This is a genomic window from Chryseobacterium arachidis (genome assembly GCF_900129245.1).
Lineage (GTDB): Bacteria > Bacteroidota > Bacteroidia > Flavobacteriales > Weeksellaceae > Chryseobacterium > Chryseobacterium arachidis.
Window position 1 is genome coordinate 87527 of sequence record NZ_FQUT01000007.1, and the last position, 19982, is coordinate 107508.

At 35.2% G+C, this 19982-nt stretch carries 23 protein-coding genes and 1 pseudogene; 22 read left to right on the plus strand and 2 right to left on the minus strand.

Going from position 1 to position 19982, the window contains the following annotated elements; all coding sequences use genetic code 11:
* The first annotated feature begins 19 nt into the window (after positions 1-19).
* From BUA89_RS13585 to BUA89_RS13610, 6 genes are all read left to right on the plus strand, one after another.
* Positions 20-658: a leucine-rich repeat domain-containing protein gene (locus tag BUA89_RS13585; RefSeq protein ID WP_072958860.1), complete on the plus strand. Its 639-nt coding sequence runs from the start codon at positions 20-22 to the stop codon at positions 656-658.
* Entirely contained in the window at positions 627-1187 is a 561-nt protein-coding gene (locus BUA89_RS13590; RefSeq protein ID WP_083531681.1) for a GNAT family N-acetyltransferase, read from the plus strand. The genes BUA89_RS13585 and BUA89_RS13590 overlap by 32 nt, the downstream gene beginning before the upstream one ends.
* Positions 1188-1248: 61 nt before the next feature.
* Positions 1249-2043 (plus strand): NAD(+) synthase, encoded by a 795-nt coding sequence (gene nadE / locus BUA89_RS13595; RefSeq protein WP_072958863.1) that lies wholly within the window; start codon positions 1249-1251, stop codon positions 2041-2043.
* A gap of 116 nt (positions 2044-2159) precedes the next feature.
* Positions 2160-2648 carry a ribonuclease domain-containing protein gene (locus BUA89_RS13600; protein WP_072958866.1) on the plus strand — a complete coding sequence of 163 codons (489 nt, stop codon included), beginning with the start codon at positions 2160-2162 and terminating at the stop codon, positions 2646-2648.
* Positions 2649-2699: 51 nt separating this feature from the next.
* Positions 2700-3317 (plus strand): matrixin family metalloprotease, encoded by a 618-nt coding sequence (locus BUA89_RS13605; protein ID WP_072958869.1) that lies wholly within the window; start codon positions 2700-2702, stop codon positions 3315-3317.
* The gene (locus BUA89_RS13610) at positions 3314-3625 is read left to right on the plus strand and encodes a barstar family protein (RefSeq protein ID WP_072958872.1); all 312 of its coding nucleotides are present in this window, start codon (positions 3314-3316) and stop codon (positions 3623-3625) included. Before BUA89_RS13605 ends, BUA89_RS13610 begins: the two co-directional genes overlap by 4 nt.
* A 90-nt stretch (positions 3626-3715) precedes the next feature.
* Here BUA89_RS13610 and BUA89_RS13615 read toward each other — a convergent pair whose 3' ends face one another.
* Positions 3716-5029: a T9SS type A sorting domain-containing protein gene (locus BUA89_RS13615; RefSeq protein ID WP_072958874.1), complete on the minus strand. Its 1314-nt coding sequence runs from the start codon at positions 5027-5029 to the stop codon at positions 3716-3718.
* Positions 5030-5292: 263 nt separating this feature from the next.
* Between BUA89_RS13615 and BUA89_RS13620 the strand changes: the two genes are divergently transcribed.
* The 3 genes from BUA89_RS13620 to BUA89_RS13630 all read left to right on the plus strand — a co-directional run bounded on the left by BUA89_RS13620 (position 5293) and on the right by BUA89_RS13630 (position 8726).
* Entirely contained in the window at positions 5293-6822 is a 1530-nt protein-coding gene (locus tag BUA89_RS13620; RefSeq protein WP_143152340.1) for a helix-turn-helix domain-containing protein, read from the plus strand.
* On the plus strand, positions 6819-7949 hold the full coding sequence (locus BUA89_RS13625; RefSeq protein WP_072958880.1) for a tetratricopeptide repeat protein: 1131 nt from the start codon (positions 6819-6821) through the stop codon (positions 7947-7949). The genes BUA89_RS13620 and BUA89_RS13625 overlap by 4 nt, the downstream gene beginning before the upstream one ends.
* Positions 7950-8129: 180 nt before the next feature.
* On the plus strand, positions 8130-8726 hold the full coding sequence (locus BUA89_RS13630) for a Crp/Fnr family transcriptional regulator (protein ID WP_072958882.1): 597 nt from the start codon (positions 8130-8132) through the stop codon (positions 8724-8726).
* 68 nt (positions 8727-8794) lie between these two features.
* Here BUA89_RS13630 and pafA read toward each other — a convergent pair whose 3' ends face one another.
* Positions 8795-10441 carry an alkaline phosphatase PafA gene (gene pafA / locus BUA89_RS13635; RefSeq protein WP_072958884.1) on the minus strand — a complete coding sequence of 549 codons (1647 nt, stop codon included), beginning with the start codon at positions 10439-10441 and terminating at the stop codon, positions 8795-8797.
* 122 nt (positions 10442-10563) lie between these two features.
* Here pafA and BUA89_RS13640 point away from each other — a divergent pair, with 122 nt between their 5' ends.
* From BUA89_RS13640 to BUA89_RS13700, 13 genes and pseudogenes are all read left to right on the plus strand, one after another.
* The gene (locus BUA89_RS13640; protein ID WP_072958887.1) at positions 10564-11334 is read left to right on the plus strand and encodes a hypothetical protein; all 771 of its coding nucleotides are present in this window, start codon (positions 10564-10566) and stop codon (positions 11332-11334) included.
* Positions 11327-11542 (plus strand): hypothetical protein, encoded by a 216-nt coding sequence (locus BUA89_RS13645; protein ID WP_072958890.1) that lies wholly within the window; start codon positions 11327-11329, stop codon positions 11540-11542. Before BUA89_RS13640 ends, BUA89_RS13645 begins: the two co-directional genes overlap by 8 nt.
* 68 nt (positions 11543-11610) lie before the next feature.
* Entirely contained in the window at positions 11611-11937 is a 327-nt protein-coding gene (locus BUA89_RS13650) for a hypothetical protein (RefSeq protein ID WP_143152341.1), read from the plus strand.
* Between the two features lie 3 nt (positions 11938-11940).
* Positions 11941-12480, plus strand: coding sequence for a GNAT family N-acetyltransferase (locus BUA89_RS13655; RefSeq protein WP_072958896.1), 540 nt, complete (start codon positions 11941-11943; stop codon positions 12478-12480).
* Positions 12481-12571: 91 nt separating this feature from the next.
* On the plus strand, positions 12572-13156 hold the full coding sequence (locus BUA89_RS13660) for a TetR/AcrR family transcriptional regulator (protein ID WP_072958899.1): 585 nt from the start codon (positions 12572-12574) through the stop codon (positions 13154-13156).
* A gap of 73 nt (positions 13157-13229) precedes the next feature.
* Complete coding sequence (locus BUA89_RS13665) at positions 13230-13967, plus strand: SDR family oxidoreductase (protein WP_072958902.1); 738 nt, start codon at positions 13230-13232, stop codon at positions 13965-13967.
* A 176-nt stretch (positions 13968-14143) separates the two neighbouring features.
* Positions 14144-15118: an SDR family oxidoreductase gene (locus BUA89_RS13670; RefSeq protein WP_072958905.1), complete on the plus strand. Its 975-nt coding sequence runs from the start codon at positions 14144-14146 to the stop codon at positions 15116-15118.
* 403 nt (positions 15119-15521) lie between these two features.
* On the plus strand, positions 15522-16316 hold the full coding sequence (locus BUA89_RS13675; protein ID WP_072959157.1) for a helix-turn-helix domain-containing protein: 795 nt from the start codon (positions 15522-15524) through the stop codon (positions 16314-16316).
* A 104-nt stretch (positions 16317-16420) separates the two neighbouring features.
* A complete protein-coding gene (locus BUA89_RS13680) occupies positions 16421-17248 on the plus strand; it encodes a hypothetical protein (protein ID WP_072958908.1) in 828 nt (275 codons plus the stop codon).
* A 259-nt stretch (positions 17249-17507) separates the two neighbouring features.
* Positions 17508-17624, plus strand: a pseudogene (locus BUA89_RS13685) (helix-turn-helix domain-containing protein); the annotation flags it as partial.
* Between the two features lie 84 nt (positions 17625-17708).
* Complete coding sequence (locus BUA89_RS13690) at positions 17709-18653, plus strand: RDD family protein (RefSeq protein WP_072958910.1); 945 nt, start codon at positions 17709-17711, stop codon at positions 18651-18653.
* Positions 18654-18713: 60 nt separating this feature from the next.
* Positions 18714-19469: an ATP-grasp domain-containing protein gene (locus tag BUA89_RS13695; protein ID WP_072958913.1), complete on the plus strand. Its 756-nt coding sequence runs from the start codon at positions 18714-18716 to the stop codon at positions 19467-19469.
* The gene (locus tag BUA89_RS13700) at positions 19466-19825 is read left to right on the plus strand and encodes a hypothetical protein (protein WP_143152342.1); all 360 of its coding nucleotides are present in this window, start codon (positions 19466-19468) and stop codon (positions 19823-19825) included. The genes BUA89_RS13695 and BUA89_RS13700 overlap by 4 nt, the downstream gene beginning before the upstream one ends.
* Positions 19826-19982: the final 157 nt, after the last annotated feature.

The window sequence follows — 19982 nt, forward strand, 5'->3', positions numbered from 1 at the left end:
AGGATTTAAACACAATTCGATGGTGAAAAACAAAATATTTGCGCTGCTATTTTTTATTTCTGCACTTCCCTGTTTTCGAGGCCAGCAGCTCCATTTTAAAGATAAAAATTTAGAAAAGGCGGTGCTGGAAAATTTTGACAGCAACAAAGACGGAACCATTAATCCGATTGAAGCCGAAATGGTGGAAAATTTATTTCTGGTGAACAAAGGAATTGCTGCTGTTGATGATCTTTCTTATTTTAAAAATGCAAGAATGATTATCCTTGATGAAAATTCTATCACCTCTTTATCATTGAAAAATATGGATCGTCTGCAGCTTTTATCCTGTACAAACTGTAAGATTTCAATTTTCAAGGCAGAAAATCTTAAAAATTTAACCTCATTATATCTTGATAACAATCAGATTGAAAGTATTTTGTTAAAAACAACCCCACGAATCGATCAATTAACCTTATCTTTAAATAAAATAAAGACGATTGACGTAAGTGCACTTACTTATCTTAAAAAACTAAATCTTGAACACAATCAAATCCAGAAATTAGACATTTCGAAAAATCCTAATCTACAGACCTTAAATGTTTTAAAAAACCCTTTACAGGAAACAGATATTAAAAAAGGAAACGCTCATGTTACCATTTTTGGATTTCAGCAATACTAAAAACATGTACCTGGAAACACAAAGACTTATCTTAAGAAAATTCGAAGCAACGGATGTTGAACGTATGTTTCTCCTGGATTCTAACCCCGAAGTGATGAAATATATCGGAATTCCTCCCCTCACCGACATCAGCGAGTCGAAAAAAGTTATTGAAATGATTCAACAGCAATATCTGGACAATGGGATCGGCAGGCTGGCTGTCATTGAGAAAAAAAGCGGACTTCTGATTGGCTGGAGCGGACTGAAATTACTGACTCAGGAAATCAACGGATACAACAATGTATACGATCTTGGCTACCGTTTTCTTCCCGAATCGTGGGGGAAAGGTTATGCCATGGAATCTGCGAAAGCTTCATTGGATTTTGGGTTCAATGATCTAAAAGCTGACACGATTTACGCTCATGCTCATTCTGAAAACGAAGGTTCCAATCATATTTTAAAGAAGTTAGGCTTCACGCAAACCGGCGAATTCACAGAACCGGACGGAATTTGCTTCTGGTACGAACTGAAACATGAAAATTATATCTAAATCACGGTCAAAATTTTTAATTTTGAACTTCTTAATTGTAAAACAGACAAAAAAATAAACAATGCAGACACAAAAAGTAATAGACCATATTGTAAGCTGGTTGAAAGATTATGCAACGAAAGCTAATGCAAAAGGATATGTTATCGGAGTTTCGGGAGGTGTAGACTCTGGTGTGGTTTCCACACTTTGCGCCATGACCGGGCTTGACGTTTTATTGCTTGAAATGCCGATCCGCCAAAAAGAAGATCAGGTAAGCAGAGCGCAGGATCATATTGAAGATCTTAAGAAAAAATTCCCGAACGTTCAGGGGAAAACGATTAATCTAACTCCGGTTTTTGAAAGTTTTGAAGGGATTGTTCATGATCATGCAGAAGGAAATGCCAACAATAACCTGGCATTAGCTAACACAAGATCGCGTTTCAGAATGCTGAATTTATATTATTTTGGTCAGCTTCACGGGCTTTTGGTGTGCGGAACAGGAAATAAAGTGGAAGATTTCGGAATCGGGTTTTATACAAAATATGGGGACGGCGGTGTAGACGTTTCTCCGATTGCAGATCTTTATAAAACTGAAGTGTACGAACTGGCGAAAGCTTTAAATTTAATTGAAAGTATTCAAAATGCGATTCCGACAGACGGACTTTGGGATGCCGAAAGAACAGACGAAGATCAAATCGGGGCAACCTATCCCGAGCTGGAAAAAATTCAGAAAGAATACGGAACTAAAGCTGTTGAAGAGTACGAAGGACGCGATAAAGAAGTTTTCATGATTTTCGACAGAATGCATAAAGCGGCAAAGCATAAAATGGTTCCGATCCCGGTTTGTGATATCCCTGAAGAGTGGAGAGAAGGATAAATGTGAATGGTGAATGGTAAATTTTTGATTCGACTTATGGTATTTAATTTGTGAAATTCAAAGTTGATTGACAAAGTAAAATTGGCAATTCACTCATAATAATTGATACGTAAACTATGAATGGTAAAATAAGATCTGTATTTTTCATCTGTATGGGGCTTCTCTTCGGGATGTCTGTGATGTATATTTACAATAATTTTATTGCGGATAAAAAGACCGTTGATGGTAAGGTCACCGATCAGGTAACAATTAAGACAGAAAAATCTTCTTCCCGGCAATCAATTGATGAGCTTACGGAGGAAAAAACTGTCGTTAATTATGTAAAACAAAATCATCAGCTTCCTGATTACTACATTACAAAAAATGAGGCTAAAAATCGGGGATGGAATCCTTCAAAAGGAAACCTTTGTGAGGTCTTACCGGGAAAAGCCATTGGCGGCGATAAATTCAGCAACAGAGAAAGAACGCTACCTGAAGGCATAAAGTACTTTGAAGCCGATGTGAATTATCACTGTGGAACCCGGAATGCAGACCGGATTGTTTTTACAAAAAATGGTGACGTTTATCTTACCAAAAACCACTATAAAAGCTTTGAAAAACAGTAAGTTTAAGTCATTGCGGGGAGCGAAGCGCAATGATAAAAATTATTTAAAAATTTGAAATCAAGTAATTTACTATTCATCCTATTTTGTTTTGCCCTTATCTTTGCCTGTTCAGAAAAACAGCAGAAAAAGCTAGGGGAAGGAAAAGCCATTACTATTTTGGTACAGCCGTTTAAAGATATAAAATCCGAAAACGTGGACTTCGTAGTCAGTGAAATTAAAAAGGTATATCCGAATGTTAAAGTTCTGAAGCCTATCGATTTCCCTGAAAATACTTATTATAAACCCAGAAACCGTTACAGGGCAGACTCTATTATTTCATTTTTAAATAAGAAAACGGAAGAAAACTTTGTCACGATCGCTTTAACTTCAAAAGATATCAGTACGGCCAAAGGAGCTATCAAAGATTTTGGCGTGATGGGTTTAGGGTACAGACCGGGAAAAGCATGTGTCGCCTCCAGCTTCAGACTAAATAAAAAAAATTTAAACGAACAATTTTTTAAAGTTGCCATTCATGAGCTCGGCCATACGCAAGGACTGAAACATTGCCCTGTTAAAATGTGTTTTATGAGAGATGCGGAAGGTAAAAATCCGACCAATGAAGAAACGGATTTTTGCAAAAAATGCAAACAAGTTTTAATTAATAAAAACTGGAAATTCAATTCAATATGAGTACAATATATATAGATTTTACAGACATAGGAGATTATGAAGATTTCTATGCTCAATTAAAAGAAAAGATCAAGCTTCCCGAACATTTCGGAGATAATCTGGATGCCCTTTCGGATGTGGTGACAGGTGGGCTGGAAATGCCTCTTCATATCGAATTCGTCAACATGACGGTAGATCAGCTGGAAAACTTTGAAGATCTTCTTTTAACGCTTGAAGATGCCGAAGAGGAAACAGAAGATTTCACCTTTACTTATTTTCTTGAACAATATGAAGATGATGAAGGCGACATTGTAGAAGACGAAGAATAGGACTTTTAAGTTATACAAAAACAAAACTCGCAGATTGCTCTGCGAGTTTTTTTCTAAGCTGGTTACGTGCCTCCCTAGTACTGCCTAATTTTATTGTTTTATAAATTTAAAACTTTGTGAAACTTCCCCTTTCACGAATAAATGTAACACGTAATTTCCCTTAGATAAAAACGATACATCAATCTGACTCTCAACAGACGGAATCGTTCTTAGTTTCTGGCCTACCATATTATAAATTTCAGCCTTTTCAATTTTATGTTTTCCTTTAATGTAAATATTGTCTTTCGCAGGATTTGGATAGATTGACAGTAGATTTTCATTATTTACATTTTCATTTACAGCAAGATACTGTGTAAGATCGAGATAAAAAGCTACAGTCTGCCCAGAAGCATCCCTGCCTGTTCCCGCAATTTTTTTACCATCCTGAGAAATTGCGAGCGGCAGAGACATAATCACTCCATTGGTTGTGATTCCCAGACTGGCTGCATAATCATTCAAATTTACACGCCCTCCAGCAGGGGTCCATATAAAGCCTTCTCCAGCCATTGGAGCTCCCGGGAACGGTCTATAAAAACCAACAACAACTCCTCCGTTTCCAGAGATTCCCGTTGCTCCACCTCTGAAGAAGGCAGAGGAATTTGGATGTGTTATGTATGTAAGCCCGGAAACTGAATTCCAGACATAAGGATTCGGCACTGCCGATCCTATAATGGTATTCCCGTCGGCAGAAACATCACCTGCCTCGCCAACGTTGGCACCGGTACCATCTAATATAAAACTTTCAACTCCGTTGATCCATTTGGCACCGCATCTCATCCCGTCTGCCTGATCCTGCCACCCGACAATCACTGTACCATCCGAGTTAACAGCATTAGCTCTGGAGCTTCTTCCGGAAACAATACTCCCAAGGTCTACGATTCCGCCTTCACTAGTCCATTTTATGGCATGGCCATTAGCCGCTGTCAGCCAGCCGAGACCTACCACTATATCTCCAAGAGAATTCATTCCCCAGGTAGAACTTACACTCCCGTCCCAGCCTGTAGGAACCAGCCCTCCATGGTTTGCCCAGGACAGGTTTGCGACATTATACGTTGCTAATTCATTAAAATTAGTTGCTCCATTGGTAATGGTAGAGGCTATCCTCGTTCCGTCTTTCGATATAACCGTTCTTCCCGCCTGAGGGTATCCATTGGTTAATGCCCCTATCGTTACAACTCCGTTTGTAGCATCCCATTTGTAAATTCCTCCTGCGCTGGTATGCATGCTTACGATTCCGTTATCCGAAACACCGCCTACATTAAAATTTCCTGTAGCCATTACTGTTAACTGTGCCTGTGTCAAAGAACAGTTAAACAAAAATAAAGTGCACAAAATTCTTAATGATCTTTGGTAATTTTCTTTCATATAATATTGATTTATTATTTTGAATTGGTGAGAACAATATTAATATTATCTTTACCTTTCAGAAAGCTTTTGACTTGTAAAATTCATGAAATTTAAAAGAATTAAAAATATAATAACCTAATAACCAAAAACATACACACATTCTATTGAGAAAGCAGATTTTAAAGAAATTGAAAAAAAATAGTGTAAAAACATTCTTTTACAAAGAAGAGAAATTGAAAAGGAACATTCAAATATTGCTCATTCTGCTGTTTTCAGTTTTTATGAAAGCACAATCCGGCCCCGACTTCAGTATTTTGGCGGACAAGGCTTTTCAAAAATTATATCAAAATCCGGATGACTGCATCAACTATTCTCTCAGCATATTAAACAGTGATGAGAATATTGAACACAAAATTGTTTTACGGAATATTATTTCCCAGGCATATGCTATGAAGGGAGATTATGTTCAGTCGGTAAATATATCCAATCAGCAGGAGGAGTTTCAGGAAAAGAAAAATCTGTCTTACTTTATGCAGATATTCGGACATTACAATCTTGCAGACCAATATCAGAATCTGGATCTTTACAATCAGTCCCAAAAAATCATTTCCTCTTTGCTTTCTGATAACAAATTATTAAAATCTGAAGATAAAAAAATACGCATTACGGTTGCCAAACTTTATCAGCTTCAGGCTCTCAATTTCGGAATAGCGAGAAATCAGGCATTAGCATTGAGAAATCTTATAAAAAGTAATCGGTATATTGATAATGAAAATGAAGAAAACAAAATCATCAGGTTAGAAAATCAGATTTTCCAGTCTTCTTACCTGTTCCGGCAAAATAAAACTGAAGAAGCCCTGCAAATAATTTCAGGAGTCATTGCGTATCTTGGAAAACAGAAAAAATACCCTTTGCTGCTGGCTTTGGCGTATGAAAATCTTTCGCGGTATTATTTCATTAAGGGTGATTACCATTCTGCCATCGATCAGCTGGAAAAAGGCCTTTCAAAAATAGAAAAATTACCTTTTAATTGTGTGAAAAGCAGTATGTACGCATCCTTAGCTAAAAATTATTTTGCGCTTCATGACGACAGGAAGTACCATTTCTATAATAATCTGCATACGGAACTGAAAACAAAAATAGACGCCAACACCAAAGAAGGGATCCGGTATATTGTAAAATTGGTAGAAAATTCTCAGAATAAAAATATTGAGTTCCAGAGGCAAAACCAATCCGGCCGTCTTTTGATTTTAATTTTATCTTTATCGTTGATTATTATTGTTCTAATCATTTATTTTTTTAGCTTAAAAAGTAAAAATAATGACTTAAAGAAACAGTTTGAGTTCTTCGAAAAACAAAAGAAAAAGGAAAAAACGGTTCAGCCCCAAGCCTCCGTTCTGAAAGAAGAAGAAACATCAATTGCCAGTAAAGACTCCAACAAAATCTCCAAAGAAAAAGAAGTCGAAATCCTGCAAAAGCTTGAAGAATGGGAAGAATCTAATCAATATCTGAATAAAAGCATGTCTTTAGCAATGCTTTCTGCACAGATGGGCATTAATACCAAATACCTTTCGGAAGTTATCAATAACAACAAAGGAAAAAACTTCAACGGATACATCAACGAATTAAGAATCAATCATATAGCACATTTATTAAAAACAGACTCCACCTATCTCAACTATAAGGTAAGCTACCTTGCAGAATATTCCGGATTCTCATCCCACAGTGCATTTACGACTGTTTTCAAGTCAGTGACAGGAATGTCTCCCAACGCATATATTCAGGAAATCAGTAAAAGCAAAATATCATGAAGCTAATTTTAAAATTTATTTTGTTCATTCTTATTGTATGCCAAATTTCAGGGTACGGCCAAAAAATTCATGACGAGTCTTTACTGAAAAAAGCACGGCTTGAAATTTATGACAATCCCGACCATTCTATAAAAATTGTCAATAATCTCCTTAAAAAAGAGAAAGATATTAATACGCTGATCTCGCTGTACATGTTGCTTTCTACGGCGAATATTGCAAAAAGGGATTTTGATGAATCGCTAAAATACATTTTAAAAGCCAAAGAATTAGCTCCGAAAACGAATGATCCGAAAACCCAGACCAGTGTTCTTGTTTCGGTGGCCATCCAATATCAGCAGATGGAATTATTTAGCAAGAGTCTGGAAACATTGGATGAAGCCGACCTGTATCTTGCTAAGCTTCCTGATGATTCGTTTGAGAAAAATATAGAAACTGCAAGAACATACGCAATCCGTGGAATGATCTATAAAAGTCAGTCGAATTCTGAAATTGCTTTGGAAAAGTTTTTAAAAGCTGTGGAGAATTTCGAAAAAGTGAATCCTAAAAAGGCAGCCTACGCCAATATGAGTGTGGTTTTCTACAATATTGGTTATTGTTATTTGAACCTCAGCCAAATTGATAAAGCTGAGCAGGCCTTTCTGCAATCCATACAGTACGCTCAGAAAAATAAAGCGAAAAGTCTGGAAGCTTTTGCCTTGAAAGGAATGGCGGAAGTGTACAAGCAAAAACGCCAGAACCAGACGGCTTTAATCCTTTTAAAGAAAGCAGAAATTCTATGTAAAAACACGAACGACCTTGTTCTTAATGAAGGTATCTTTAAAGAAATGGCAGATAATTACCTGGCTACCGGTGACAAGAATTTGTATCAGGTGTACAATAAAAAATATTTTGAGATGCGTTTTAAAAGGGAACAAAATGAATTAAGTTCCATTAACCAGGCTATTGATCATCACAATGAGGAAACATTACTTAAAAGCAAAGAGCTCAAAAGATATTTTACCTACTGTAAGGCTTCTGTGATAGGCTTGGGGACACTAATAACTGCTGTATTACTTTTCTTCATTTTTAAAATAAGAAAACAGAACAAAAAATTCCAACGGGAAATCCAAAAGCTGATTCGTTCATAATTTCACTTTCCGGTTTTTAAATCCTTCTAAATTTTACTGTCATCCCCATAAATTGATTAGAATCAATAGAAAGTCTATAAATAAGGCATTTTTGGGGCATCTATGTGGTATGTTGCAGCTTTTCACCGATACGTTAATTTATTAATTTTAACTTTTATAAATAACAACTAAAATTAATATATGATCATCTGTGAAAACCTATTGTTTTCTCATGGCGCTGAACTGCAAAATTATACTTCCGGTGAATATGTATTTGAAGAAGATAGTACTCCAAAATATTATTTTCAGATAAAAACCGGCACTGTAAAATTAAGCAGCTTTCTGGAAGATGGCAAAGAATTCATCCATGGAATTCCTTTCGATGGTCATTGTTTAGCCGAAACCTATCTCTTTCACGACAAGAAATATGCTATAAATGCCATTGCCATTACAGAATGCGAAATCATAAGGCTGGAAAAAGGCAAACTGATCGGTCTTTTACTCGAAAAGCCGGAACTTATTATGAATGTATATTCTTACACGGCAGACCGCATGCATTACCGATATTTAATTTCTGCACCATTTTCTTTTAAGGATCCGGTAACCAAACTGCATCTTATTATGAATCATGTGAAAGCACATTTTGGATTTCAGGAAGAATTTTCCTTTCCGATTCCTTACACCAGACAGCAGCTTGCCTCGTTAACGGGCATGAGAATTGAAACCGTAATCCGTGCCATCAAAAAAATGGAAAAGCAGAATATTCTGAAAATTGACAACAGTAAAATTTACATTTAAATAACAAATGGGTTATAAAAAATCCCTAACCGAAACAGTTAAGGATTTTTTATGCTCTCGTCAGAAAATTACTTTCCGATAGCTTCCGTAATCGGATTTCCAACATTTCCACTTGGAAACTGAATCTTTAATAATGAAGAAACCGTTGGCGCAATATCTGTCATAAAATATGGCTTATTACTTTCCCCATGCTGAATCCCCCATCCCATAAAAATCAATGGAATGTGCGAGTCGTAAGAATTCCAGACACTGTGTGTAGTTCCTGTTTTAGCATATGGAGGCAACATAGAATCGTGAGAAATCAATTGGATATCACCGCTTCTCTGTCTGTTGATCCCATTAATAATTCTCTGTTTAATCGGTTCCGGAATCGTAGACTCCTGAACTTCTTCTACCGAAACAGCATATAAAACCGTAGGATCTTTCTCCAGTTCTTTAATGGCAAAATCTCTTACATCATCCAGCTCCAGCTTATTGTCTTTCAACAATTTTCTGTCGAAGTAGATTTGATAATTATCAACAGCATTGATGAGTTTATCAACTCCGAATTTATCTTTTAGTTTCTGATTAATATTTTTATCCATTCCTTCTCCGAAGAAACCTGTTGTAATCTTATGTTCCTGTAAAAACCCAACAGAATGTGCCCCACCGTGATCTGCCGAAAGAAAAACGGTGTACTGTCCTTTCCCGACTTTAGAATCCAGATAACTGAAAAACTGTGCTAAATCCTGATCTAATCTTAAATAGACATCTTCCACTTCAATAGAATTCGGTCCGAATTTGTGACCTGCATAATCCGTTGAAGCCAAATTGATCGCCAGCATATCCACAACATCATCACTTCCCAGCTTTTCTCCCTCTACAGCCGCTTCAGCCAATTTCAACGTCAACGTATTTCCGAAAGGTGTATAACGGATATTGTCTTTTTTAGCCTGATAATCAGCTGCTAAATTAGAGTAAGGGAAAGTGGGCGTTTTTGCACTTCCCAACAGACCTTCCCAAGGAGAATTGTCAGGCGCACTTTCAGTATATTGATTGATCGGAAGTAAAGTATTCCAGCCGTTTGCCACCAATTTATCCGGCAGATTCTGAGAATTGAAAGCTTTTACCCATTGGGGCAAATCGTTCATATACCAGGTGCTGGTGATAAAATCTCCTGAAGAATCATCAAACCAGAAAGCTCCGTTTGGTGTATGTCCTGCCGGAAGAATCGAAGCACGGTCTTTCAAAGAAACCCCGATTACTTTCCCCTGAAAATTTGTAGCGAGTCTTAGTTCATCAGAAACCGTTGTAGACCAAAGGTTTTTCGGAGAATGGCTCCCTACTTTTACATTGGCAGTCCCTACAGGTTTTACACTTTCGTCTGTGGTACAATACACGTTTTGCCCTGTTTCCTTATCTGTCCAGTCGTTTCCTGCAATCCCGTGAATCGCCGGAACCGAACCTGTATAAATACAAGTGTGTCCCAAAGCCGTAACCGTAGGAACATAGGGAATATGAACATTATTTAAAGAATATCCTGTTTGTAAAAGTCTTTTGAAGCCGTCGTTCCCATATTTATTGTAAAAACGGTAAAGATAATCCCACCTCATCTGATCTACCACCAAACCTACAACCAGTTTTGGTCTTTCCAACTGTGAATTTTTATTCTTCTGCGCATTGATTGTAAGTACGGACAAAAATGTAGCCGCCGCAACCGTAATTTTCCTAAGCATCCAGTAAAATTTTTATTAAGCACAAATTTAAGGGTTTTGAAAATTGTGTGTATGAAATTTTAATTAATTTTGGCACCGTTGTAAACTTATCAGATTACTGCCTTAATTTTCTAACTATCAATATGATTATTAAATTGATCTTCTATCTTTTTATTGCAGGAATTATTATTTTCTTTTTAATTATTGCCCTTATCATGCTGGGAAGTGCGAAAATATTTTTCTCCGCCTTCAAAGGAATTTCGGGAAGAAAAACTCCGGCAGATTTTGAAAAAGAAAGAATGAAAATGGAAGGTAAGGTAAATGAGACGAAAATGTCGCTGGTTCCGTGGAATGGCCATACGATTAATGATATTACAAATGATCTGGATTACAATGCCCTCAAATGGTTTCCCAGTAAATTAACAGGGTATATCATTTCGCCGAACAACGAAAACCTTATTGCTTTCCAAAGAATTGAAGCCAATGACTGCCGGATTTTAGCAGAATCTACAGAGTTTAAAATTTTTCTTGACTATACGTATCCTGAGCTTACGGTTGATTTTAACGGAATTTATTTAGGGAAAATTGTTAATTTTATGCAGATTCAGGATCAAGACGGATATCTCATCGGTCATCTCGACAGAAATAACCCCACGGATTCTTACACTGTTACTTTTAATTCGGGCAAAGAAATAAAGATCAGAAAAAGCCGTGACAATAAAGGTTTTAAAAGAAATAATTCGATGAGAAGAAACCTTAGTGGACATCCCGCACCTTTAACAGTGAAAACAGAACAGTATACTCCCTATAGTCTCATAAATGTAAGATCTCACGATCTGGATTCTGAAGAACTGAAATGGGTAGCTGCCATTGCTATTTTCGAATCGGTAAATTATAGTTATACTTTTGATTAAGAATTTAAATTTTGATGAAGGAGAGAGAATTCTGAAGATTATGCTTCCATTAGGTTTATTTGAAAAAATCAATTCAAATCTCGAAAATCATTATGGAATTGCTGTTAAAGACCGGGAAAAAATAGATATTAAGATATTCGACCCTGAAAATGATAAGGTACAAGCAAAATTTAATATTCTAAAATTGCTCAGAATCAAGAGATTTTAAACATTTTTTATTTAAATTTGAGATCAACACAAAATGCCAACATGTTCCATCAAAAAACGTCTTTATTCATGAAGATTATCAGACCTTTTCTTTTGTTTATATCGATACTGTTGTTCGGATGGCTGTTCATGAGCAATATCAACCTTATTAATGTGGCCACCACCCTCAACGAAGCAGAAATTAGCTCAGAAGTGGGCAAAGTGAATGCTTTTACCAATATTGATAAGCTTAAGGAATTTACCATTGAAAAGATTAATTACCTTGAAGTGGTAAGAGAAAGATTTTCTGAAAATGCGCTGATAAGAGTTATTGTGATTTCAGCGCTGGTGCTGATACAGATTATTCTCTATGCGACCCGCGGAAACTTTTCCAACAGCAAAACAATGGATTTTTAATCTATGGAAATCAGAAGATTAGAAAAAATTATTTTCAATCCTGTTCCCGACTGGGGACTGAACGGTTACGAAACCGATACCATTTTTACTGTTTCAACGATTGAAGTCGGAAGCTCTTTTGAATTCAGCCTCAGAGAAAAAAAACAGACTTATAAAAAAATCTGGGAAACAACAGACAGCGATATTAACGACTTTAATGAAGTTGTTGCGCAGGGACATTCTTTCGGAGCCTTTCATGAAAACGAATTAGTCGGCTGGATCATTTGCGATTTCAGAAAATGGAACAACAGCCTTTTCATTGAAAATATTTTGGTTAACGAAAAATATCGTGGTCAAAATATCGGAAGATTGCTTCTCAAAAGTATCAATCGTGAAGCAAGAGACCTGCAATGCAGATTGGTAGAACTTGAAACTCAAAATACCAATTATCCCGCCATCACATTTTACCGTAAAGCAGGTTTCAACATTACCGGAATCAATACGAAACTATATAGCGACACTACAGAAACAGCCATTTTCATGAGCTATGACGTGCTGTTGTAAACTTTATCGACAAAAACTATAAAACATATTTAAAAATTTATTTTGTACTAATTAGTACAATTATATACCTTTGTCTCATCAAAATAAAGAAATGGCTGGAAGACCCAAAATATTCGACGAACAGGAAGCGATCCAAAAAGCAACCGAAGTCTTTAGAAATAAAGGTTACGACACCGCTTCTGCAGACGAATTGCTGGGAGCCATGGGAATAGGGAAAGGAAGTTTTTATCTGGCATTTAAAGGTGGGAAACAGGAGCTGTATAGACGGTCCATTCAACAGTTCGCTGAAAATTTTAATCATAAGATAGCAGATGCTGTCGACAATGCTGAAGATCAGGTTGAATTTATCAGACAGTTTTTTCTGAGACTTGGGGATGCTAAAGACTGTGATATCGAAAGAGGATGTTATCTGGGAAATGCACTGGTTCAGCTTTCTGAAAAAGATGCGGAAATCAAGAAAATTACCGCCGAATTGTTGAAGGGCTTACAGAAAATTTTTGCTAAAGCCATCACAAAAGCACAGAAAAACGGACTGCTAAAAATTGAGGAAAATCCTGAAACATTAGCCTGGCATTTAACAAACCTGTGGAACGGAATCCACGTTACAAGACGCATGGAAAATTCGCCGGAGATTCTTCGTTCCTTGATTGAAATGAACCTAAAAATACTACAATAAAATTTTTTATTCAATTTTGTACCAAATAGTACAATTTTAAAATTTAATATAACATAAACAACAACAAATTATTATGAACACAACAAACAACACCATCTTAATTACCGGAGGAGGTTCTGGAATCGGTTTAGAAATTGCAAAAGCATTAAGCCCTGCGAATAAAATCATCATCGTAGGAAGAACAAAAGAAAAATTGGATGCTGCAGCGAAAGGCTTAGAAAATGTATTTACCATTCAGGCAGATATTACCGATGCGGCGGATATCGACAGATTGTATGAAGAGATAAAAACAACTTTCGGAAGTATTAATATTCTCATCAACAATGCAGGAAGTGCCTTCGTTCATAACCTGGCAAATGACGAAGATATCTACAGCAAGGCATTTACAGAGTTTACAACCAATTATTTTGCCCCGATCAGACTGACGGATAAATTTCTTCCCATGCTGAAACAGCAAAACGAAGCAGCCATCGTGAATGTGTCTTCCATTGTGGGATTCGTACCGGGCTCACACCTGCCGACTTATTCAGATTCTAAAGCAGCTCTTCATTCTCACACAAGATTATTGAGATATGAACTGGCAAAAAATACCAATATCAAAGTTTTTGAATTGATGCCACCGTTGGTAGCCACGGATTTTTCTGCCGAAATCGGAGGTAAGGAAAACGGAATACCGGCTTCGGATGTAGCTAACGACCTTGTAAAGGCTTTCCAAAATGATATTTATGAAGTCCGTGTAGGAAATACAGGCTTGTTATATGACAATTTCTTCGCTGCCACAGAAGGTGCTTTCGCTACTTTTAACTCATAAAATCCTGTCGTTCCTTTAGGAATTGATTCCATATATTTTTGTCTCTCACGGGTTTTCTTGTGAGAGATTTTTTGTATCAAACATATTTTGAACTCCACAACACATAAATTTTGAACTCCACAACAAAATAATTCCCCCAAATAATCCCCAACTTTGTCCTGTAAAATTTAAACAAAATGGAAAACGTACAGACAAAAACAACAGTTTTGGTAACGGGAGGAACAGGATTTTTGGGAGTTCATACCGTTCTGCAATTATTACAACAAGGGTACGAAGTAAGAACAACGCTTCGTTCCCTTACCAAAAAAGACAGCATCATCAAAGCATTGGAAGAAGGAGGAATTACAGATTTTTCTCACCTTTCTTTTTTCGAGGCAGACCTTACAAGTGACAACAATTGGGACCAGGCAGTAAAAGGCTGCGATTATGTCCTGCATGTAGCTTCCCCCTTCCCTGCTCAGGATCCGAAAGATGAAAACGAACTTATTATTCCTGCGAGAGACGGTGCTTTGCGTGTTTTGAAAGCTTCCCGTGATGCGGGTGTAAAAAGAGTGGTTTTAACTTCTTCATTTGCAGCAGTCGGATACAGCATTAATATTGAAAATCATATTTTCACAGAAAAAGACTGGACAGATGCCAATACTGAGCTTCCTGCTTATATCAAATCAAAAACCGTTGCTGAAAAATCTGCCTGGGAATTTATCGAAAAAGAAGGTAACGGATTAGAATTATCTGTAATTAACCCTGTCGGAATTTTCGGACCAGCTCTTGGAGGCATTACTTCAGCTTCATTAGACATCGCTGTTTCAGGAATTCTGAACGGAAATCTTGATACAACTCCGCCTTTTACCATGGGAGTTGTGGACGTAAGGGATGTTGCAGATATTCATATCAAAGCGATGCTTCATCCGGATGCATCAGGGGAACGTTTCATTGCAACTGCAGAAGGCGTCATGAGTTTTTACGACGTCGCCGAACTGTTCAAAAAAGAAAGGCCACAGTACACTTCCGATATGAAGAATCTCGAACCGATCGGTAAAGAATTCTATAAAGAAATGTCCAATGAAAAAGCAAAATCTGTCCTTCACTGGAATCCAAGAAGTCGTGAGGAAGCTTTGCTGGCAAGTGCGGATAGTGTGATGAAAGATTGATGAAGTTTTCAATTCGAATAAAAATTATCTGCAACTACACGGAAATAATTTTTGTATCGAGAATTTTTTATAATAGGTAAATTCTCGATACACTTGATTTAATTTCATTTTCGAATGATTAAAATCAAAATCACTTTTATTAAATTTGTAAAGTTAATTCCTTAGAAAACTAAGACTTATATCTTTAACTGAAATAAACTGACCCGGAAAATGGAGTGTTAAGAAAAATTAAATCAGTTAAAAAATCCCATTGTCCGAAGCGCAACATCAACTTTGAAATATAATAAATATTGAACTTGTGCAAGTTTTGGAAATTTTAGGAGTTAATTGTAATTTTTAATGAAAGTTTTCAAGTCTTGACTTTTTGTTTCTTTTATATCAAGACAAAAGAAAAAATAATAAAATGAAATTCAACAACCTTCATTCCTGTCATTTAGGACCCGAAATATCCCCGGAACAATTTATTCCGGAGCATTTCTTTTTATTTTTGCTTAAGGGATCTATGGTTTCATACGACGGCTACAAGCATTATGAGATGAAACCCGGCGATTACTGTATTGCCAGAAAAAACCATTTGGTTCGCTATACAAAATATAAGGACAACGGAGATTTTGAAAAAGTCATTATCACTTTTGATGAAGCTTTTCTGAAGAAATTTCTGGAACGCCATCTGTATCAGGCAGAGCCCACGGATACTAATGATTCTTTTTTGTTCATTGAGGAAGATAAACTGATCCACAATTTTGTGCATTCTTTGGAGCCTTACTATAACGGAACCGAGCAGCTGGATGACATTTTTGTGGATATCAAACGTGAAGAGCTGCTGATGATTTTACTAAAGAACAATCCGGAACTGAAAGATATCTTTTTCAATTTCAATGTCCCGCACAAAATTGATCTGGAATCTTATATGAACCAACATTTTAAATTCAACATCAATCTGGAACGTTTTGCTTTTATGACCGGACGAAGCTTATCCACTTTTAAAAGAGAATTTAAGGCAATTTTCAATACTACACCAGGAAAATGGCTGATGAAAAAACGTTTGGATGAAGCCTATTTCCTGTTGAATAAAGAGCATAAAAAGCCTACAGATATTTATCTTGATCTGGGTTTCGAAGATCTTTCTCACTTCTCTTTTGTGTTTAAAAAAGAATTTGGGATTACGCCTTCGGAGGTTGGGAAGTTGAAAGTTTAAGATTTATAGTTAACATATTTGAGAGTGGTTTTTCCGCTCTCTTTTGTTTTTAATATTCTGAATTTATGTAGTTTTGCTGGATTAATAATATTCTTCTATAAACCATGAAAATAAAAACATTCTCATTTTTATTAATAGCAAGTTCACTAGCATTATTCAGTTGCAATAATAATGCTGATGAAGATACCCCTGAAACTGGTGGAACACAGGAAAAAAAGCTGGAAAGTTACAAATTCATTTATATGCAATATCCTCAAGCTGTTCTGGCAACAGGTTCCAACAATGTAACAATAGAATATGATTTAAATAACAGACCTATAAAAAGAGTTGGTGGACTTTTAGCAACTTCACCTCAAACTGGATTTAATTTTATCTTTTCTCCCAATGTTTATAATGAAATAACTTATGGTAACAATACTGCCTCTATTATTTCAAAGTTAAACTCAACTGATGGGACTATAATTGCAGAAAATAAAAAGTCTTTTGATTTTGAAAATGGCAAAATTATAAAGAAGACAATCCTTAGTAATAATGAGACCATTCAATATGTATATGAGCAAAATAAAATTTCTAGGTTGATTTCTACAAAAAATAATCATCTTGCCTCTCAAAGCAATATTTATTATAATCAGAATGGAAATGTAGATAGTATCGTGACAAGAAGTGCAATTTGGAATAATATTACATCTTCTTATCAGATAAATTTTAGTGCTAAAGGAAGAATTGTTGAAGTATTTAAAAATTACGACAATAAAGCAAATCCAACTAAAAATCTTATGATTTTTGATGAAATTTTTCTAAGATCCTTATCACAAAATAATTACAGTTCTTATGAAAGTAAATCATACGATAACTCTGGACAGGTTTATGAATTTAATACCAGAAGCTGGACTTTAAATTATACTAATAACGAAATCAATTTTGGCAATTAAATATGATAATCAACAAAATTCAAATAATAAGCCTGTTTAAACTTTTTTAGAAAAGAGTTTCCAGAAAATTAGCAATTTAGAGTTGCAAAAAAAAGAACTAAAATCTGGAACTCATAAGCAAAGATAAACTGGAAAAATGTATTTTTACCTCATTTAAGCAAAGAGAGACGAGGATTTTCTACGAGATTTGATTTAGGAAAAATCTTTAAACTCATTATAAAACGATTAAAAACGGGCTGCCAATGGTGAGAATTAAGCCTTAAAGGTTAGTGAAATTGCTAATGAATTAGGCTTTGAGCATCCTCAGTCGTTCAGTAAATTATTTAAAAGTAAAACTCAGCTTTCGCCTTTAGATTTCAGAAAATATTTCAATTAGCAGTTATTTTATTAAGAATTATTTTACATCAATAGGATCGGAAAATTGATTACATTTGAAGTCTTAATTTATATAAAACTAAACATGGAAAACAATCTGGTGCTGTCTAAATTTTGGACTAGAATTTTGGCAATGCTTATCGATTCTCTTATTCTTGGAGTCTTCGGATTTTTACTCGGACTTATTTTCAATACCTTTTTTATTTCAATTGGTGAAACAGCAAAACTTATTGGCTGGGTAATTTCACTCATTTATTTTTCGGTTTTAAATTCAAAAATAAATAAAGGACAAACATTCGGTAAAAAGATCATGAATATTCAGGTTGTTGATATTCAGGGAAATTTTATCAGCTTAAAAAATTCGTTCATCAGAGCCTTCATTCTTACGACTCCTTTCTTCCTAAACGGATTAAAAATAAAAGGTGTTTCAACATTTTCTCCTATTACGATTGTTCAGGGAATAATCATTTTTACGGTAGGACTGGGAATTATTATTTTCTATATTTTCAATAAACAAACGAGACAATCTGTTCATGATATTGCGGTAAAAACATACGTAGTAAAAGAGCACAGAGAACGTGGAATGAATCTAGTACCGAAAGTAATAAAATTACCGTACTATATTACCGGAGCCATTTTTTTATGTGTTGTATGTGGCTCATTTTACAACTATAACAGTAATTCGGAGCTTATGAAACTTCTTCCTGTATATGAAAAAATACAAGATCAGGACCATATTTCGAATGCCAGTATTTCTATGAATTATTCTTTATTTGAGAATAAGGAAAACAGACGTTGTACATATATTGCCCGCATTTCAGTCAATGAAATTCCTACTGATACCAGTATTAACAATCCTGAGCTTCAGAAAACCGCAAAAATCTTTATCGACAGTAATGTTTATAAATCTGATGATGACATTTTAAACATCATTGTTGTTTCAGGTTATGACATTGGTATTGCTTCAAAATATCAGTCATTCAATTTTTACAAACCTATTTCGGAATGGAAGAAAGATTTCAATAAATAAAAGTACCTTAAAAACACATCGGAATGGATGTGTTTTTATTTTAAATATATTTTTCAGAAAATGATTACCAGAGCCTATATTCATGAATACGGAAATAATAAAATAGAACCTGAGCATTTAGATGTAAAAAATGTTTTAGAATCAAGAGGAATTGGTTGTGAGCTATTTACCTTAAAAAAACTACAACGAAACCAACTTATCTTGAATAATGAAACTTTAGTGGTCGGTGATCATTCTGCAATCTCTCAGGTGTTGAAAAGACTAAATTTTAATTCATTTCCATCATGCTATCCTGAAAGTTTAAACAAATATTTACATAGAAATATAAGGGAAACAACTGTACGTAAGCTATTATTGGAAAATGATGGAAATACTTTAAATATTTTCGTTAAACCTAAATCAAGAACCAAGCTTTTCACAGGATTTGTTATTCAATCAAATTATGATTTATTCAAAATAGAAACATTAGCGAAGGACACAGAATTGTATTGTTCGGAAGTTATAGAATTCATTTCAGAATTTCGTGTTTTTGTAAATCAATCGGAAATTGTCGGGATTAAAAAATATGATGGTGATGAAAAAGTCACATTAAATATGAATATTATTGAAAACGCTATTCATGATTTTGAAAATTCAACTGAAAAAACAAACGGCTACGGAATTGATTTTGGAGTTTTGAAAACCGGAGAAACAGCTCTTATAGAATGGAACGATGGTTTTGCACTGGGTTCTTATGGCTTGGATAAAGAAATTTATACCGATTTGATTTTGAGTAGGTGGGAGGAGATTTTAAAAACAAGTAATTTTAACGTATGAAAGTCTTAAAAATAATATCGCTCCTTTCCTATTGCTTTATCCTGCTCATGGGAATGCTGATTCCGGTTCCTTTTATACTCTGGCTTATCGGTTCTCTACTTATTTTTGACAATTTTACAGATCAGTCCTTGGCTTTTTTGGGGCTCACCGGAATTGTTTTAACGATTATTCCTTGGAAAAACGGAGTCCTGAAATCTGTTGTCAGCTTTATTTTTATTATCTTGCCTGTTATTAATATATCGTTGAGAATCTCTTTTGAGGCAATTGATTATTTAGGATTTCTTATGCCCACAAGTATTTTTATTATAAGTTATTTAGCATACCTCATTTTACAAATTAAAAAACTTTATTGTTAGCCTGTCAGATTTTCTTTATAAAGCCTTATTAGGCTCAGTTTCCTTCAACATATCAATCAAATCGGAACAAACTAAAGAAAGAAAAAGCATACAGAAATTTATAATGGTTATCTAAAACAGAAGGATAAATTTATTCTGAAAATCTATTTTTTGTACT

What these genes read in the sequence shown, in the direction of transcription:
- BUA89_RS13585 (WP_072958860.1), top strand. Translation starts at nt 20, where the DNA reads ATGGTGAAAAACAAAATATTTGCGCTGCTATTTTTTATTTCTGCACTT.
- BUA89_RS13675 (WP_072959157.1), top strand. Translation starts at nt 15,522, where the DNA reads ATGAAATTCAACAACCTTCATTCCTGTCATTTAGGACCCGAAATATCC.
- pafA (WP_072958884.1), bottom strand. Translation starts at nt 10,441, where the DNA reads ATGCTTAGGAAAATTACGGTTGCGGCGGCTACATTTTTGTCCGTACTT.
- BUA89_RS13620 (WP_143152340.1), top strand. Translation starts at nt 5,293, where the DNA reads ATGAAAGCACAATCCGGCCCCGACTTCAGTATTTTGGCGGACAAGGCT.
- BUA89_RS13625 (WP_072958880.1), top strand. Translation starts at nt 6,819, where the DNA reads ATGAAGCTAATTTTAAAATTTATTTTGTTCATTCTTATTGTATGCCAA.
- BUA89_RS13610 (WP_072958872.1), top strand. Translation starts at nt 3,314, where the DNA reads ATGAGTACAATATATATAGATTTTACAGACATAGGAGATTATGAAGAT.
- BUA89_RS13640 (WP_072958887.1), top strand. Translation starts at nt 10,564, where the DNA reads ATGATTATTAAATTGATCTTCTATCTTTTTATTGCAGGAATTATTATT.
- BUA89_RS13665 (WP_072958902.1), top strand. Translation starts at nt 13,230, where the DNA reads ATGAACACAACAAACAACACCATCTTAATTACCGGAGGAGGTTCTGGA.
- BUA89_RS13650 (WP_143152341.1), top strand. Translation starts at nt 11,611, where the DNA reads ATGAAGATTATCAGACCTTTTCTTTTGTTTATATCGATACTGTTGTTC.
- BUA89_RS13660 (WP_072958899.1), top strand. Translation starts at nt 12,572, where the DNA reads ATGGCTGGAAGACCCAAAATATTCGACGAACAGGAAGCGATCCAAAAA.
- BUA89_RS13590 (WP_083531681.1), top strand. Translation starts at nt 627, where the DNA reads ATGTTACCATTTTTGGATTTCAGCAATACTAAAAACATGTACCTGGAA.
- nadE (WP_072958863.1), top strand. Translation starts at nt 1,249, where the DNA reads ATGCAGACACAAAAAGTAATAGACCATATTGTAAGCTGGTTGAAAGAT.
- BUA89_RS13600 (WP_072958866.1), top strand. Translation starts at nt 2,160, where the DNA reads ATGAATGGTAAAATAAGATCTGTATTTTTCATCTGTATGGGGCTTCTC.
- BUA89_RS13630 (WP_072958882.1), top strand. Translation starts at nt 8,130, where the DNA reads ATGATCATCTGTGAAAACCTATTGTTTTCTCATGGCGCTGAACTGCAA.
- BUA89_RS13670 (WP_072958905.1), top strand. Translation starts at nt 14,144, where the DNA reads ATGGAAAACGTACAGACAAAAACAACAGTTTTGGTAACGGGAGGAACA.
- BUA89_RS13695 (WP_072958913.1), top strand. Translation starts at nt 18,714, where the DNA reads ATGATTACCAGAGCCTATATTCATGAATACGGAAATAATAAAATAGAA.
- BUA89_RS13680 (WP_072958908.1), top strand. Translation starts at nt 16,421, where the DNA reads ATGAAAATAAAAACATTCTCATTTTTATTAATAGCAAGTTCACTAGCA.
- BUA89_RS13690 (WP_072958910.1), top strand. Translation starts at nt 17,709, where the DNA reads ATGGAAAACAATCTGGTGCTGTCTAAATTTTGGACTAGAATTTTGGCA.
- BUA89_RS13655 (WP_072958896.1), top strand. Translation starts at nt 11,941, where the DNA reads ATGGAAATCAGAAGATTAGAAAAAATTATTTTCAATCCTGTTCCCGAC.
- BUA89_RS13615 (WP_072958874.1), bottom strand. Translation starts at nt 5,029, where the DNA reads ATGAAAGAAAATTACCAAAGATCATTAAGAATTTTGTGCACTTTATTT.
- BUA89_RS13700 (WP_143152342.1), top strand. Translation starts at nt 19,466, where the DNA reads ATGAAAGTCTTAAAAATAATATCGCTCCTTTCCTATTGCTTTATCCTG.